At 48.3% G+C, this 15,593-nt stretch carries 12 protein-coding genes; 10 read left to right on the forward strand and 2 right to left on the reverse strand.

Translation table 11 applies throughout. The features are described from left to right. Positions 1 to 30: 30 nt before the first annotated feature. Genes QM657_RS02030 through QM657_RS02045 form a run of 4 tightly spaced genes read left to right on the forward strand, consistent with a single transcriptional unit; the run spans position 31 to position 3,819 of the window. Entirely contained in the window at positions 31 to 951 is a 921-nt protein-coding gene (locus QM657_RS02030) for an ABC transporter permease (protein WP_415064855.1), read from the forward strand. Positions 952 to 962: 11 nt separating this feature from the next. Then, entirely contained in the window at positions 963 to 1,817 is an 855-nt protein-coding gene (locus QM657_RS02035) for an ABC transporter permease (protein WP_415064856.1), read from the forward strand. 20 nt (positions 1,818 to 1,837) lie between these two features. Further along, on the forward strand, positions 1,838 to 2,809 hold the full coding sequence (locus QM657_RS02040; RefSeq protein ID WP_415064857.1) for an ABC transporter ATP-binding protein: 972 nt from the start codon (positions 1,838 to 1,840) through the stop codon (positions 2,807 to 2,809). Beyond that, positions 2,806 to 3,819, forward strand: a complete 1,014-nt coding sequence (locus tag QM657_RS02045; protein WP_415064858.1) for an ABC transporter ATP-binding protein — start codon at positions 2,806 to 2,808, stop codon at positions 3,817 to 3,819. The genes QM657_RS02040 and QM657_RS02045 overlap by 4 nt, the downstream gene beginning before the upstream one ends. 57 nt (positions 3,820 to 3,876) lie before the next feature. On the opposite strand, the gene QM657_RS02050 is transcribed toward QM657_RS02045, so the two are convergent. Beyond that, positions 3,877 to 4,770, reverse strand: coding sequence for a LysR family transcriptional regulator (locus QM657_RS02050; protein ID WP_415064859.1), 894 nt, complete (start codon positions 4,768 to 4,770; stop codon positions 3,877 to 3,879). Between the two features lie 176 nt (positions 4,771 to 4,946). On the opposite strand from QM657_RS02050, the gene QM657_RS02055 reads away from it, so the two are divergent. The 6 genes from QM657_RS02055 (at position 4,947) to QM657_RS02080 (ending at position 14,283) form a co-directional block, all read left to right on the forward strand. After that, a complete protein-coding gene (locus QM657_RS02055) occupies positions 4,947 to 5,873 on the forward strand; it encodes a helix-turn-helix domain-containing protein (protein WP_415064860.1) in 927 nt (308 codons plus the stop codon). A gap of 152 nt (positions 5,874 to 6,025) precedes the next feature. Continuing rightward, positions 6,026 to 7,342 carry an ABC transporter substrate-binding protein gene (locus QM657_RS02060; protein WP_415064861.1) on the forward strand — a complete coding sequence of 439 codons (1,317 nt, stop codon included), beginning with the start codon at positions 6,026 to 6,028 and terminating at the stop codon, positions 7,340 to 7,342. 24 nt (positions 7,343 to 7,366) lie between these two features. Further along, complete coding sequence (locus QM657_RS02065; RefSeq protein ID WP_415064862.1) at positions 7,367 to 8,260, forward strand: carbohydrate ABC transporter permease; 894 nt, start codon at positions 7,367 to 7,369, stop codon at positions 8,258 to 8,260. 70 nt (positions 8,261 to 8,330) lie between these two features. Next, the gene (locus QM657_RS02070; protein ID WP_415064863.1) at positions 8,331 to 9,059 is read left to right on the forward strand and encodes a carbohydrate ABC transporter permease; all 729 of its coding nucleotides are present in this window, start codon (positions 8,331 to 8,333) and stop codon (positions 9,057 to 9,059) included. An 84-nt stretch (positions 9,060 to 9,143) separates the two neighbouring features. Beyond that, positions 9,144 to 11,183 (forward strand): beta-galactosidase, encoded by a 2,040-nt coding sequence (locus tag QM657_RS02075; RefSeq protein ID WP_415064864.1) that lies wholly within the window; start codon positions 9,144 to 9,146, stop codon positions 11,181 to 11,183. 37 nt (positions 11,184 to 11,220) lie between these two features. After that, a complete protein-coding gene (locus QM657_RS02080; protein WP_415064865.1) occupies positions 11,221 to 14,283 on the forward strand; it encodes a glycoside hydrolase family 2 TIM barrel-domain containing protein in 3,063 nt (1,020 codons plus the stop codon). 73 nt (positions 14,284 to 14,356) lie between these two features. On the opposite strand, the gene QM657_RS02085 is transcribed toward QM657_RS02080, so the two are convergent. Next, positions 14,357 to 15,559 (reverse strand): FprA family A-type flavoprotein, encoded by a 1,203-nt coding sequence (locus tag QM657_RS02085; protein ID WP_415064866.1) that lies wholly within the window; start codon positions 15,557 to 15,559, stop codon positions 14,357 to 14,359. Positions 15,560 to 15,593: the final 34 nt, after the last annotated feature.

Raw genomic sequence — 15,593 nt, forward strand, 5'->3', positions numbered from 1 at the left:
AGGGAACACATTTTGAAAGGGGATACGGCTTTGCTGAAATTTATCATAAAACGTTTGGGATATACGATTTTCGTCCTGTTTGGAGTATCCATCTTAACCTTTGGGCTTTTAAAAATGACACCGGGGTCCCCGGCCCGTCTGATGCTTTCCGATGATGCTACAGAAGAACAGATCAAGGAAAAAGAAATAGAGATGGGACTGGACCGGCCTCTGGCCATACAGTATGTCAGTTATATAACAGGAGTTGTAAAGGGAGATTTAGGAGATTCCCTGTTTTATAAGATGCCAAATTCCACGCTGATCTTCCAGAGATTGCCGGCTACCGCGTACTTAACGCTGGTAGCCATGGGAATCGCCCTGCTCATCAGCATACCCATGGGAATTATAGCGGGGGTCAAGCGGGGGTCTGTCATCGATTTGTTCGCCATGATATTCGCCCTTCTGGGGCAGTCCATATCAGGTGTGGTGTTAGGACTGATTTTCATTCTGTTCTTTGCGGTGAAACTGGGCTGGCTGCCGGCCATGGGATACGGAGGCTTCGCATTTGTCATCATGCCTGCCACCTCTCTGGCCATGCAGATGGCGGCTCTCATCACCCGTATGCTGCGTTCCGGCATGGTGGATGTGCTTCAGGAGGATTACATTACGGCCACTTATGCCAAGGGAATCAGCAACCGGGAAATTACCATGAAATATGCCTTAAGAAATGCAATCCTTCCGGTTATTACGGTTGTGGGCCTTCAGGTGGGAACCTTTTTAGGAGGAGCCGTGGTCACAGAACAGATTTTTGGCTGGCCGGGCATCGGCACCTTGACGGTTCAGGCCATCGGACTTCGGGATTTTCCCCTGGTGCAGTCCATTCTTTTGGTAATATCTGCATGCTTTGTACTGGTCAATCTGCTGGTGGATATTATTTACACCGTTGTTGACCCGCGCATGGACTTTAACTAAGGGGGATTGGAATGAGCAGACATGAATTATTCAGAAGAATGCGCAAAAGCAATTTTTTCGTCATAGGAGCAGTACTGGTTGCCTTTATTATTCTGGTATCCTTAATCTCTCCCTGGGTAGCGCCCCATAATCCCATAGGCTCGGATTTGACTCTGCGTCTGAAAGCCCCTGACGGCTTTTCCAAGGGCTGGAGCGGCTACATTCTGGGAACTGATCCCCTGGGACAGGATATATTATCCAGGCTCATGGTGGGCAGCAGGGTTTCCTTGTGGATTTCCTTTTCCGTGGTAATTGCCACGGCCATCATCGGAACCATTCTTGGAATTATATCCGGCTTTTTCGGAGGGATCATCGATACCGTCATCATGAGATTCAGCGATATCCAGGTATCCATTCCGCCTATGATTCTGGCGGTTGCGGTTATGGCAGTGCTGGGAAATACCACGAACAACTTAATTCTGGTTCTGGTGTTCACCCGCTGGGTGCAGTATGCCCGTGTCGTGCGAAGCAATGTTATGGGAATCCGGAACATGGAGTATATTCACGCCTCCCAGGTTTTGGGCTCCTCCAAAAAACGGATCATGTTCACCCAGATTCTTCCCAATGTACTGACACAGCTCATCATCGTTATGAGCCAGGAGTTTGGCCGTACCATTTTAACCGAGTCCTCACTGAGCTTTTTAGGACTTGGCGTTCCGGCCCCTGCCCCTTCCTGGGGAGTTATGATCGCAGACGGCAGGGAATACTTAGCAACAGCTCCCTGGGTTGTGGTCGCACCCGGAGCAGCGCTCATGATCGCGGTGCTGGCATTTAACTTCTTAGGTGACGGTGTGCGCGACGTACTCGATCCAAAGAATAAGAATTAACCACGAAAGGGAGAATCCAGATGGAAAAATTGATTGAGATTAAAGACTTCTCAGTAAAATTTGAAACGGGTCGTGCCGTAGCATACGCTCTTAACGGGGTTAATCTTACAATAGGCAAGGGAGAAGCTCTCGGTCTGGTTGGAGAATCAGGCGCAGGCAAGACCACCACGGCTTTGGGGATGCTCAATCTGATTCCCCAGCCTGCCGGCAAGGTGACAGGCGGAGATATTTTATATGAAGGAAAGTCTGTATTTAAAATGTCCCAGAAGGAACTGATGGATATGAGAGGCGACAAGGTCGCCATGATATTTCAGAACCCTCTGACCTCTTTAAACCCCGTATTTACCGTAGGGGAACAGATCGGCATGGTGCTGCAAAAGCATAAGAATTTAAGTAAAAAAGAAGCCACCGAGGAAGCGGGAAAGCTTTTGGAAGTGGTTGGAATCGCCAAATACAGGGTCAATGATTTTCCCCACCAGTTTTCCGGAGGCATGAGGCAGAGGGTGGGCATTGCGGCGGCCCTGGCCTGTAATCCGGCCCTTCTCATTGCAGATGAGCCAACCACGGCTTTGGACGTTACCATTCAGGCTCAGATATTGGAGCTGATGAAAGAGCTGCTGGTGAAGTTTGACAGCTCCCTGCTGATGATCACCCACAACCTGGGAATCATCGCGGAAATCTGCAACAATGTGGCAGTCATGTACGCAGGGACCATTGTGGAGTACGGTTCGGTGGAGGAGGTATTTACCAATCCTTCCCACCCTTATACCATCGGTTTGTTCGGCTCCATCCCCAAGCTGACAGGGCCAAGGGAAAGGCTGGCTTCCATTCCCGGAACAGTAGCCAACCCGGAAAATCTTCCCTCAGGCTGCCCTTTTCATGAGCGCTGCGGTCTGGCTTCGGGAGAATGCTCACAAAGTGCGTCACAGATGTTTCAGATAGGCGAACATCATTATGTGGCCTGCCATAAAGCCGGGGAGGTGAAACGATGAAGCCGCTTATTCAGGTTAAGAACCTTAAAAAGTATTTTGATATCAAGGGAAAAGGAGAGCTTCATGCCGTAGATGATATTTCCTTTGATATTTATCCGGGGGAAACCCTTGGGCTGGTGGGCGAGTCCGGATGCGGAAAGAGCACCGTCGGAAACGTGATCATGAGGCTTCACAAACCCACCGGGGGAGAGTTGATTTACGGGGAAAAGGATGTATTTAAGGTATCCGGCAAGCAGGAACAGCTTGAAATGTGCTCGAAAATACAGATCATTTTCCAGGACCCCTATTCTTCCTTAAACCCCAGAAAGACCATCCGTTCCATCTTAAAGGAAGCTTATAAAATCCATAAAATCGGAACGGAAAAAGAGATGAGTGAGAAGATCGAAGGCCTCTGCGATGACTGCGGGATTTCAAGAGATCTGCTGAACAAGTACCCTCATGAGCTGGACGGAGGAAAACGCCAGATCGTGGGAATTGCCAGAGCTCTGTCCTTATCACCGGAATTCATTGTCTGTGATGAGCCTGTATCCTCTCTGGACGTATCCATTCAGGCCACCATCATCAATCTGCTGATGGATTTGCAGAAAAAAAGAGGCTTGTCCTATCTCTTTATCTCCCACGATTTATCGGTTGTGCGCCATATTTCAAACCGCATTGCCGTCATGTACCTGGGACAGATCATTGAGACTGCGGAAACCGACGATATCTTTAACAATGCGGTTCATCCCTATACCATAGCCCTTTTATCGGCCATTCCAAAGGTGGAAATCGGCAAAAAGGTATCCCGTATCGTGTTAAAGGGAGATGTTCCAAGCCCCTTAAATCCGCCGGAAGGCTGCCGGTTTGCGCCAAGATGCTGGATGGCGCAGGAGATATGCAAAAAGGAAACTCCGGCGCTTCGGGAAACGGGGCAGAAGGGTCATTGCGTGGCCTGTCATTTCTGGGAGGAATCCAGAGAAGCGGCTGAGAGAACAGACTGCAATGCAATAGGAGAGTGTGCGGTTAACTGAATAAATTAAGAACAGAGAATGCCCTGTGGCGGAAGAAAATCCGGCCATAGGGCATTTTTAATGGAAATAATTCTTTATGTCTTCACAGAAGCTGGCGGCTGCCTGGTTTAAAATCCAGTTTTTTCTGGTCACAAAGGCGTTGAGCCTGGTCTGCCGGGGGGATACGGAGTAGTAAGCCACCCGTTCCCTGTCGCTGGCACAGGATTCGCCGATAAAGGTGACGCCGATTCCCATGGCAACCATGCTGCGGGTCGCGGATATGCTGTTGGTCTCACACACGGTGCGGGGAATCCAGCCGGCCTGCTCCAGCACCTCATCGGTGATGCAGCGCAGGGTGGAGCCTTTTTTGGAAAGCAGGATGTTTTCGTCTCCGAAGTTTTCTTCAAATTCTTCGATCTTAATGGGCTTGTCCGGATTCTTTTTACAGTATGGATGACTGGCGGGAATGGCCAGTAAAACTTCCTCTTCCCGGAGGATGGTGATCTGGTCCGGTGAAAACGGTTCCGTAACGTTTAATGACATAATGCCGCAGTCAATGCTTTCCTCCAGAAGAAGCTTTGTAAGGGCCGGAAGTCCGGATTCTGAAATCTCTATGGTGACCTCCGGATAGCGGGCTTTAAAGGCAGGGATGATCTCTATGAGCATTTCCAGCCCGAACTGGGAGGTGACACCTATCGTAATGTGGCCCCTGTTATCCAAGTTCTGTATGTTCTGGTAAAGGGTGTTTCTGATGGATATTGTCTTTTCGGCGGCCTGGATATAAAGCTGCCCTGCAGGAGTGAGGGACAGGCGGCCCTTGCTCCGGTAAAAGAGAGGAGTGCCCAGCTCGCTTTCCAGCTTGGAAAGGTACTGGCTTAGGGTGGATTGGGAAACGAACAATTCCTCGGCTGCTTTTGTCATGTTTCCCTTTTGGGCGATGGTTAAAATATAACTGAGATAGCGTGTATCCATGGCAGTTCCTCCCAAGGGTGTTTCATTTAAAAGTCATACACCTATCCTACCATGGGAAATTTGATTAATCAAGGTTCAAGCTTCATGGTTTTGTTGTTCAGAGAAAAAATATTGCCCTTATTTTCGGCTTCTATTATACTGTTAATAACAAGAAGGATGAAAAAGGGGGAATTTTTGTGATAAAACAAAGGGAGCGTGTAGAGTTTCGTTACTATGAGATTCCGGAGGAAGAGCCGGCCATGGCCTTGTTGGGTGAGGACTGGATCAGGGAGTACGGAAAGGATATTAAGTGCCCTCATTTTCATAACCTCATGGAAATCGGGTATTGCCACTGGGGCAGCGGAACTGTGGCTCTTGGACAGGAACACATTCCTTACTCCGGCCATTCCGTGATGATCGTGCCCCCAAGGCTTCCTCATAATACCGAGGGTGTGAAAGGGGAAATGGGGTATTGGGAATGGCTGTATATTGATCTGGAAAAAGTCATTTCAGAAATATACAGTTATGACCAGGTGCTTCAAAAAAGTATATCCAAACGGATTCACCGGACCGGATATCTTTTGTCTGAGGAGACAAATCCGGCTTTGGGAAGGCTGGTTCTGGGAGTTATGGACGAAATCCGTTATAAAAAGCCCTATTACAAGGAGAGCATACGGGGCCTGTTAAGGGCCTGCGTGGCAGAATTTCTGCGGCTTTCCGATGATGAGGAGCGGATTATGAGAGGGAAGGGCGTCCTTCCTGCATTGATCGGTGCCCTGGATTATGCGGCCGAGCGTTACAACCAGGAAATCAAGGTCAGCAGCCTGGCAGAAGCCTGCAATATGAGTGAGAGCCATTTCCGCCGGGTCTTTAAGGAGGGAATGAATATGCGCCCCCTGGATTATATTAATCTGCTCCGGATACAGAATGCCTGTGAACTCTTAAAAAAGACCAATAAATCCATGGAAGAGGTGGCGGTGGCGTCAGGATTTGCTTCTGTTTCAGCATTTAACCGGAATTTCAGGAAAGTATTGAATATTTCTCCCTATCAATGGAAAAAATCAGCGAAAAATTATGAGGGAAAGCTGCTAAATTGTAGAATCAGCGCTCAAAAAGGCTGGTAATGGCGAGGGGATGATTGAAAATGCGTGCTTTTTAATTGAATCTAAAAACTTTAAACTTTTGAAATTGGTATAATGTGATTATCATAAATTTTTCTAAAGAAAAAGATGATCACATGAGCCAATTTTTTTTATGAAAGAGGAGGAATTTAGCTATGAAGAAAAAAATCGTACCTGTATTACTGGCGGGAGTTCTGGCAGCTTCCCTGGCAGCCTGCGGAAATTCCGGGGGAGGACAAGCCTCAGGAGATAAGAAAGAGGGGGGAGCACAGGCCGCAAATGAACTGACCGTCTGGTGCTGGGACCCGGCATTTAATATGTATGCTATGGAAGAAGCTGCGAAGATTTATCAGAAGGATCATCCGGATTTCAAGCTGAATGTGGTGGAAACCCCTTGGGATGATATTCAGACCAAGCTGACTACGGCAGCCACTTCAGGAAATCTGGATTCTCTTCCTGATATCTTTTTGATGCAGGACAATGCGTTCCAGAAGAATGTGCTCAGCTATCCCGATGCATTTAATGACTTAACCGGAAGCGGAGTCGATTTTACCAAGTTCCCCGATGCCAAGACCGCTTATTCAGTGGCAGATGGAAAAAATTACGGAGTTCCCTTTGATAACGGAGCTGCCGTTGCTGCTTACCGCACAGATATTTTAGAGGAAGCAGGATACACCATAGAGGACCTTACGGATATTACCTGGAGCCAGTACCAGACAATAGGTGAAGACGTTCTGGCTAAGACAGGAAAGCCTCTCTTATCCGGCCGGGCCGATGAGCCGGACATCGTGATGATGATGCTCCAGTCTGCCGGCGGCAGCCTTTTTGACAAAGAAGGAAATCCCAGCATGGTAGGAAATGAGACTTTGAAAAAAGCTATGGAAACTTACATATCCCTGGTTAAGAGCGGGGTTCTGGTGGAAGTCAACAGCTGGGACCAGTATGTGGGAAGCATGACCACCAGTACGGTGGCAGGAACCGTTAACGGCTGCTGGATTATGGCCAGCATCCAGACGGCAGAAGATCAGTCCGGCAAGTGGGCCATCACCAACATTCCAAAGCTTGACGGAATTGACGGTGCCACCAATTTCTCAAATAACGGCGGTTCCAGCTGGGCAGTTACTTCCTCCAGCAAGAATCCGGAGCTGGCTGTAGATTTCCTGTCAAAAACCTTTGCAGGGAGCACAGAGCTTTATGAAACCATTCTTCCAAAGTCCGGTGCCCTGTCAACTTATCTTCCCGCAGCAGAGAGCAAGGTCTATGGAGAGCCTCAGGAGTTTTTTGGCGGAGCACCTGTATATGCTTTGATCACTGACTTTGCATCCAAGATTCCTTCCAACAACACGGGAGTGTATTACTATGAAGCCCGCGGGGCAGTGGCTACTGCCATCACACGCATGGTTTCCGGAGCGGACATTGACGGAGAGATAAAGACTGCAGAAGATACTGTCAATTTTGCCATGGGAAAGTAAAAAACAGCGGGAGGAGGCTTTTTAGTGGGTAATTCGAAGAAAAAATTATCGTTGGGTCAGAAGCAGAGCCTGGCGGGCTGGACATTTTTAACGCCTGCGGTTATCCTGATTGCAGTTATGAGTTTTCTGCCTATGATCCGGGCATTGTTCCTTTCGTTTCAGGCGGGAATCGGTGCCAACATGAAATGGACGGGGATGACCAATTACATAAGGATGTTTAAAGACCCTGTTTTCACCCAGGCTCTGAAAAATAATTTTATCTACCTTATCATACAGGTTCCCATTATGCTGGTATTGGCGCTGATTCTGGCCTCTCTGTTAAACAACAAAGATCTTCGCTTCAAAGGTCTTTTCCGGACAGCCATATTTCTGCCTTGTGCCACCTCCCTGGTATCTTATGCAGTTATTTTCCGTTCTCTGTTCGCAGTGGATGGACTGGTCAATACGGTTTTCATAAAGCTTGGAATCCTCTCTTCAGGGTATAATTTCCTGGCTAATCCCACCAGTGCCAGGGTGGTGATCATTCTGGCTCTGGTCTGGAGATGGACCGGTTATAACATGGTGTTTTACCTTTCCGGTCTTCAGAATATAGAATATTCCGTATACGAGGCCGCAAAGATTGACGGAGCTTCTCCGCTCCAGTCCTTTTTCAGGATTACGGTTCCCCTTTTAAGGCCCACCATCCTGCTGACTGCCATCATGTCCACCAACGGTACCCTGCAGTTATTTGATGAGTCCATGAACTTGACAAAGGGCGGGCCTGCCAATGCAACCATTACCATGTCTCACTATATTTACGACGTATCCTTTAAATTCGTTCCGAACTTTGGGTATGCGGCCGCCATGTCCTATATGATCCTGATTTTGGTGGCAGCTCTGGCATTTTTGCAGATGAAGGCAGGTGATAAGCGTGACTAAGGGAAAAAAGGTATTTGCATATGTATTTTTGACCGTCGTCTCTCTCATCTCAGTATTTCCTTTATACTGGATGATGGTGGCGGCAACCAATAAAAGTTTGGATGTGTCCAGAGGAACTATGGTATTCGGCACAGCGCTGTCTGACAATATCAGGAAGCTGTTTGATTCCCAGAACGTGATTACTGCCCTTGGGAATTCTTTTAAATATTCCATCATCATGACCCTGGTCTCCCTGCTCATCTGTTCTCTGGCAGGATACGGGTTTGAAGTGTTCCATGATAAGGCAAAGGACCGGGTTATGAGCGTTTTGCTTCTTGCCATGATGGTTCCGTTTGCAGCCACCATGATCCCTCTGTACCAGATGTTTTCAAAGGCGAGGCTGTTAAACAGCACTCTGGGGTTTATTCTTCCAACCATATCAACCCCGTTTTTAATTATGATGTTCCGCCAGAGTGCCAGATCATTTCCTGTAGATATTATGGAGGCGGCAAGGCTTGACGGGTTAAATGAGCTTCAGATTTTCTTCCGGATGTTTCTGCCTACCATGCGCTCCACTTATGCGGCGGCTATGACCATCACCTTTATGAATGCATGGAACAGCTATCTCTGGCCCAAGGTAATCATGTCCGACGGGGACAGCATCACCATGCCCATGCTGGTGGCAAACTTAACGGAAGGATATGTGACTGACTACGGAACACTGATGCTGGCGGTATTGATCTGCACCATTCCGACAGTGATCATTTTCTTCCTGCTGCAAAAGAGTTTTGCAGAAGGTATTACAGGAGCAGTGAAATAAAAGGGATTGTAAAAAACATATGCTGCGGTTGGCTTTCGGATATGGAAACCGGCTGCAGCCTTTTTTTAAAAGGAGAGGCTGAATATGAGACATGGCAGTTTATGGCACGGGGGAGATTATAATCCGGAGCAGTGGCTTGAGGAGCCGGAGATCCTTGAAAATGATCTGGAATATATGAAAGAAGCGGGAATCAATACAGTCACCATGGGGATGTTTTCCTGGTCATTTCTGGAACCGGAGGAAGGCAGGTTCCGGCTATCATGGTTAAAGGACCGGGTCAATAAGCTATATGAACAGGGAATTTACACCATATTGGGAACCCCTTCCGGCGCCCGGCCCAAATGGCTGGCAGATCAATATGAGGAGGTCTTAAGAGTGGATGAGATGAGGCGTCGCCAATTGTTTGGAAGGCGTCACAATCACTGTTATACCTCTCCCGTTTACAGGGAAAAGGTAAAGCTGGTAAATGAACGTCTGGCAGAGGAATTTAAATCCCATCCCGGAGTCCGCATGTGGCATATTTCCAATGAATACGGAGGGGAATGTCACTGCCCTTTGTGTCAGGCCGCCTTCCGCAAATGGCTGGAAAAGAGGTATGGTTCCGTTGATCGCTTAAACCGGAGCTGGTGTACTGCCTTCTGGAGCCATGTGTACCAGTCCTTTGACCAGGTGGAAAGCCCGTCTTCCATAGGAGAGAGCATGGTTCATGGGTTAAATCTGGACTGGAAACGGTTTGTGACGGACCAGACCGCAGATTTTCTTAAGTGGGAGATCGATTCTTTAAAAGAGGCGGGGGCAGCCCAGCCAGTCACAACCAATCTCATGTATGATTACCGGGGGCTCAATTATAAGAAGCTGTCTCAGGAGGTTGATGTGGTTTCCTGGGATACGTATCCCTTATGGCATAAGGAAAAGGAAGTTCTTACGGCCAGAGACAACGGAATGCAGCATGATTACATGAGAAGCTTAAAGAAGAAGCCTTTTTTGCTCATGGAATCCTGCCCCGGCAGCCCCAACTGGCAGGGAGTCAGCAAGCTGAAAAAGCCGGGCCTCTTAAAGCTGGCTTCCTGGCAGGCAGTTGCTCATGGGTCTGACAGCGTTTTGTATTTTCAGATACGCCAAAGCCGGGGAAGTTCAGAAAAATTTCATGGGGCGGTCATTGACCATTATGGAAAGACAGACACCAGGGTATTTGAAGAGGTGAAAGCCATAGGAAAAGAGCTGGCCCTCCTGGGGGAACTGGCCGGAACAGGGGTCAGGCCCAGAGTAGCCCTGATCTATGATGCAGAAAACCGCTGGGCAATAGAAGATACCCAGGGTCCAAGAAATAAAGGGCTTTATTATCATGAAACCTGCGTAAAGGTTTACAGTGCCATTAAAAAACTGGGATTTAATGTGGACGTGATTACTATGGAGGACAGCCTGGAGGATTACCGGCTTGTTGCGGCTCCCATGCTTTATTTATACCGCAGCAAAATCGGGGAGAAAATGGAAGAATTTGTGCGCAGCGGCGGACAACTGGTCACTACCTATTGGTCCGGAATTGTGGATGAAGCAGACAGGTGCTTTCTTGGAGGAACTCCTCATGGACTCAGGGAGGTGGTGGGGCTTCGCAGTGCGGAAATTGACGGCCTCTATGACTGGGAGCGCAATTATATGGTCCCTGTATCCGGGGAAAAGGGGAAGCGGTATGAGTGCCGCAATCTCTGTGATCTGGTGAAGCTGGAAGGGGCAGAAGTTCTTATGGTATATGAAACTGATTTTTATAAAGGATATCCGGCTCTCACAAGAAACAGCTATGGAAAAGGGGATGCCTATTATGTATGTGCGGATGCCGGACAGGATTTTTATGATGACTTATTCCGGAAGGCGGTTGATGAAGCCGGAATCAGACCTCTTGTGGAAGGAAGCATCCCGGAGGAGGTTGAAGTGACCTCCAGAGAATCAGAGCAGTATGAGTATCTGTTTTTACAGAACTTCAGCCAAACGCCCGCTATGCTGGAACAAGAGCTTTTAAACAGCTTTTCAGAGGGAAGGCTGCTGTTGGGAGAGATTTCGGGGAGGGGTGAAATGGCGCCCTATGAAACAGTGATCATCAGAAGAAGCCTGAGAGGAGAACCGTGAAGGCTATTATTTTAGATAATATGAGGAGAAATCAAATATGATCGTACCCAGACACTATGAAAACCTGCAGGTGCTTCATGAAAACACCATGGCCGGCAGAGCCTATTATATTCCAGCCTCCCAGGTCCGTCAGGATCTGGTTGAGCACCGGGAGAATTCGGACCGGTTCCAGCTTTTAAACGGAAACTGGAAATTCCGTTATTTTGACAGCATTTATGATGCAGAGGAGGAGTTTTTCCGGGAGGGCTATGACACTTCCGGGTTTGATGAGATTCCTGTTCCCGGCTGCATCCAAAATTATGGCTATGGCAACCATCAGTATACAAACACCCGGTATCCATTTCCCATGGACTCGCCCTATGTTCCGGCTGAAAATCCGTGCGGGGCTTATGTCCATCGTTTTGACTATCAAAGGGAGGAGAAGGCACCAAGAGCCTGCCTGAATTTTGAAGGCGTGGATTCCTGCTTTTACTTATGGCTTAACGGAACCTATGTGGGGTACAGCCAGGTATCCCATGCCGCCAGCGAATTTGATGTGACGGAATTGCTCCGGGAAGGAGACAATACCCTGGCTGTCCTTGTTTTGAAATGGTGTGACGGAAGCTATATGGAGGATCAGGATAAGTTCCGGATGACGGGGATTTTCCGGGATGTATATCTGTTAAAGAGGCCCCGGCAGGGTATATTCGATTATTTTATTACAACTGCCGTAAGAGGGAAACAGGCAGAGCTTCAGGCTGACATCACTTTTTTTGACCAGGAGCAGCCCTTAAGGCTGGAAGTATATGATGGAGAAGGGGAGCCGGCGGGAATCTGGGAAGGCATTCCCGAAGCGGGGAGGGTGCTCTTAACCGTAGATAACCCAAAGCTTTGGAATGCAGAACAGCCTTACCTTTACACCCTTATTTTGAAATGCGGGCATGAGGTGATCACCGACCGCCTGGGAATCCGGGAGATCACTGCAAGGGATGGCGTGGTTTATTTTAATGGGGAGAAGATCAAATTCAGGGGGGTGAACCGCCATGACAGCGACCCTGTAACAGGATTTGTCATCAGCCTGGAGCAGATAAAAAGAGATATGAGGCTTATGAAGGAGCACAACGTCAATGCTATCCGCACCAGCCATTATCCCAATGTGCCTCAGTTTTACCAGCTATGCGACCAGTATGGCTTTTATGTCATGGATGAGGCGGATAATGAGAGCCACGGCCCTGCGTACATTTACATGGAAAACTTCCTGGAGGAGTGGCAGGAACGCTGGAATAGGGCCATTGCGGATAACCCGGAATTTATAGAAGCGACGGTAGACCGGACAAAGCTTTTGGTAAACCGTGACAAGAACCGTCCCAGTGTGGTGATCTGGTCCATGGGAAATGAATCCGCCTATGGCTGCACCTTTGAGGCGGCTCTGGCCTGGACCAAGGCTTTTGACCCGTCCCGGCTCACTCATTATGAAGCAGCCCGCTACCGTTCCAAGGATAAGGAATATGATTTTTCCAATCTGGATTTGTACAGCCGAATGTATGCTAGTCTGGAGGAAATCCATGAATATATGGGAAGAAAGGCTGGAAAGCCCTTTATCCAGTGCGAGTACAGTCATGCCATGGGCAATGGGCCGGGAGATATTGAGGATTATTTTCAGGTGTTTGACCAATACGAGGAAAGCTGCGGCGGCTTTGTATGGGAGTGGTGCGACCATGCCGTATACAAAGGCAGGAGCTCAGACGGAAAATCCATGTATTTATACGGTGGGGATCATGGAGAGTATCCGCATGACGGCAATTTCTGCATGGATGGCCTGGTGTATCCGGACCGGAGGCCCCATACCGGGCTGATGGAATTTAAAAATGTTCACCGCCCCGCAAGAGTGGTTTCCTTTGACCAGGAGAAGAAGGAGCTGGTTCTTCATAATTACATGGATTTTGAAAATTTTAAGGATTACGGAATTCTTGAATATGAAGTGACCTGTGACGGCAGTTCCGTAATCAGGGAGCGTGTTGAGGAAAGTGCCATGCCGGATATTGAGCCTCACGGAGAAGGAAGGGTGGCTCTGGACTTTGAGGTTCCGGCAGCAGGAAGGTGTTATTTGAAGGTGAACTATTTTTCGAAGAAGGAAACCCCTTTGCTTGCCCCAGGCAGTATGTTGGGATTTGATGAAATCCTGTTGGAAAATGATGATATGAGAAATCAGACCAAGGCAGAGCTGCTAAAAGCCGGGGAAACAGGAAAAGACAGGCAAAAAGCCCTGGAAGTCAAAGAGGATGACCGTTATCTGACAGTAACAGGGGAGGATTTTGTCTATACTTATAATAAGCTGACCGGAGCTTTTCGCGATATGTGCTTTGAAAACAGCAGGATTCTGGAAAGGCCCATGGAATATAATATTTGGAGAGCTCCGATAGACAATGACAGAAACCTAAAAAGAAAGTGGATGACAGCCCACTATGACCGGGCCATATCCAGAGCCTATGAAACCTCCTGGCAGAGAACGGAAGGCCGGATAGAGATAAAGACCATCCTTTCGGTAACAGCAGTGGTGATTCAGAGAATTTTAAATATTCAGGCTTTGTGGACCATCGGAGCTGACGGAGCTGTGGATGTGAAGCTGGAAGTGAAAAAAGACGGGGAATTTCCGGAGCTTCCAAGATTTGGCCTCCGCCTGTTTCTTCCAAAGGAAATGGAGAAAGTGGTTTATTACGGACTGGGACCTGCGGAAAATTATATGGATAAGCAAAACGCCAGTTTCCATGGCCTGTTTTCTGCCGCAGTGAAAGATATGCACGAGGATTATATCAGGCCCCAGGAAAATGGAAGCAGAAGTGATTGTGACTTTGTAACGGTGACTGGTCCGTCCGTCTCCTTAACAGCCGTTGGGGACAGACCTTTTTCCTTCCAGACATCGGAGTATACCCAGGAGGAACTGACGGAAAAAGCTCATAATTACGAGCTGGTTCCCTCCGGCTTTACAGTCTTCTGCCTGGATTACCGCCAGAACGGAATCGGGTCGGCAAGCTGCGGACCGGAACTTTTGAGAAAATATGCTTTTGATGAAACAGAGTTCACCTTTCAACTGCGGCTGGTTCCAAAAGGCCAGGCTTAAAATTTTCCTGATTTATAAAGAAAGAAGCAGGGGGGATAGCTGAAAATAGCTGTCTCTCCTGCTTCTTTGAAGTTTATTTTAAGGTTTCCGCAATGGTGTTTGCCAGAGCTGCGATTTCAGAAAGCTGGTCCTCTTTCACAGAAGACTTGATCGTCACGATCTGATCCAGAATGGTCATGTTTTTCATTTCTGAAAGGATTTCCGTCATCTTTTTGCCTGCCATAACGCCCCAGGAGCCGTTTTCCATAAGGGCAACGGTGCGGTTTTGCACGTTGTGGTTTTTCATGTCTGTAAGTAAGTGCTCCATGCCGCTGAACACGCCTGCGTTATAGGTGGAAGAAGCGAATACCAGGTGGCTGCAGCGGAATGCTTCTGACATGAGAACGGAATGGTGGGTTACGGACACGTCATGCATGGCAATGTTGCGGACGCCCCGTTCTGCCAGACGGCAGGCCAGGATGTTGGCAGCGTTTTCCGTGTTGCCGTAAATGGAGCCGTAAGCGATTAGGACGGCCTTTTCTTCCGGTTCGTAGGTGCTCCATAACTGGTACTTGTCCATGTACCATGCGATGTTCTCGCGCCATACGGGCCCGTGAAGAGGGCAGAGGAACTGAATCTCCAGCGGAGTGATCTTCTTTAAGAGCGTCTGGGTGGAAGGGCCGTATTTTCCTACGATATTGGAGTAATATCTTCTGGAATCGTCAAGCCAGTCCCGCTCAAAGTTCACTTCATCAGCGAATAAGTTTCCGTTTATGGCGCCGAATGTTCCGAAGGCATCGGCAGAAAACAGGATTTTATCTGTCGTATCATAGGTGACCATAACCTCAGGCCAATGAACCATGGGAGCCATAAAAAAGGTGAAGTTATGCTTTCCTGAGGAGAAAGTCTCTCCTTCCTTTATGACGATGGCTCTGGAATCCACGCCGAATTCATAGAACTGGTTGATAATCGGCACAGTCTTGACATTGCACACCACCTTGATGTCCGGGTACCTTCTGACGATCTCCCCTAACGTGGCGCAGTGGTCCGGTTCCATGTGGTTGACGATGATGTAATCTAAGTTTCTGCCCCCCAGGACAGCTTCTACATTTTCCAAAAACTGTCCGGAAATAGCCCGGTCAGCGGTGTCAAAAAGCACAGTCTTTTCATCTAACAGAAGATAGGAATTATAGGAAATCCCCCTTGGAATGGGATAAGCATTTTCAAACAGGGCCAGACGGCGGTCATTTCCGCCAACCCAGAATAAGTCGTCTGTAATATTTTTCACACAATACATGGTGCAGCCATCCTTTCTTTTATCGGTTTGTCAC

This window comes from Lacrimispora sp. (genome assembly GCF_047605665.1).
GTDB lineage: Bacteria > Bacillota > Clostridia > Lachnospirales > Lachnospiraceae > Lacrimispora.

What these genes read in the sequence shown, in the direction of transcription:
- QM657_RS02035 (WP_415064856.1), top strand. Translation starts at nt 963, where the DNA reads ATGAGCAGACATGAATTATTCAGAAGAATGCGCAAAAGCAATTTTTTC.
- QM657_RS02040 (WP_415064857.1), top strand. Translation starts at nt 1,838, where the DNA reads ATGGAAAAATTGATTGAGATTAAAGACTTCTCAGTAAAATTTGAAACG.
- QM657_RS02045 (WP_415064858.1), top strand. Translation starts at nt 2,806, where the DNA reads ATGAAGCCGCTTATTCAGGTTAAGAACCTTAAAAAGTATTTTGATATC.
- QM657_RS02050 (WP_415064859.1), bottom strand. Translation starts at nt 4,770, where the DNA reads ATGGATACACGCTATCTCAGTTATATTTTAACCATCGCCCAAAAGGGA.
- QM657_RS02060 (WP_415064861.1), top strand. Translation starts at nt 6,026, where the DNA reads ATGAAGAAAAAAATCGTACCTGTATTACTGGCGGGAGTTCTGGCAGCT.
- QM657_RS02070 (WP_415064863.1), top strand. Translation starts at nt 8,331, where the DNA reads ATGATGGTGGCGGCAACCAATAAAAGTTTGGATGTGTCCAGAGGAACT.
- QM657_RS02075 (WP_415064864.1), top strand. Translation starts at nt 9,144, where the DNA reads ATGAGACATGGCAGTTTATGGCACGGGGGAGATTATAATCCGGAGCAG.
- QM657_RS02080 (WP_415064865.1), top strand. Translation starts at nt 11,221, where the DNA reads ATGATCGTACCCAGACACTATGAAAACCTGCAGGTGCTTCATGAAAAC.
- QM657_RS02085 (WP_415064866.1), bottom strand. Translation starts at nt 15,559, where the DNA reads ATGTATTGTGTGAAAAATATTACAGACGACTTATTCTGGGTTGGCGGA.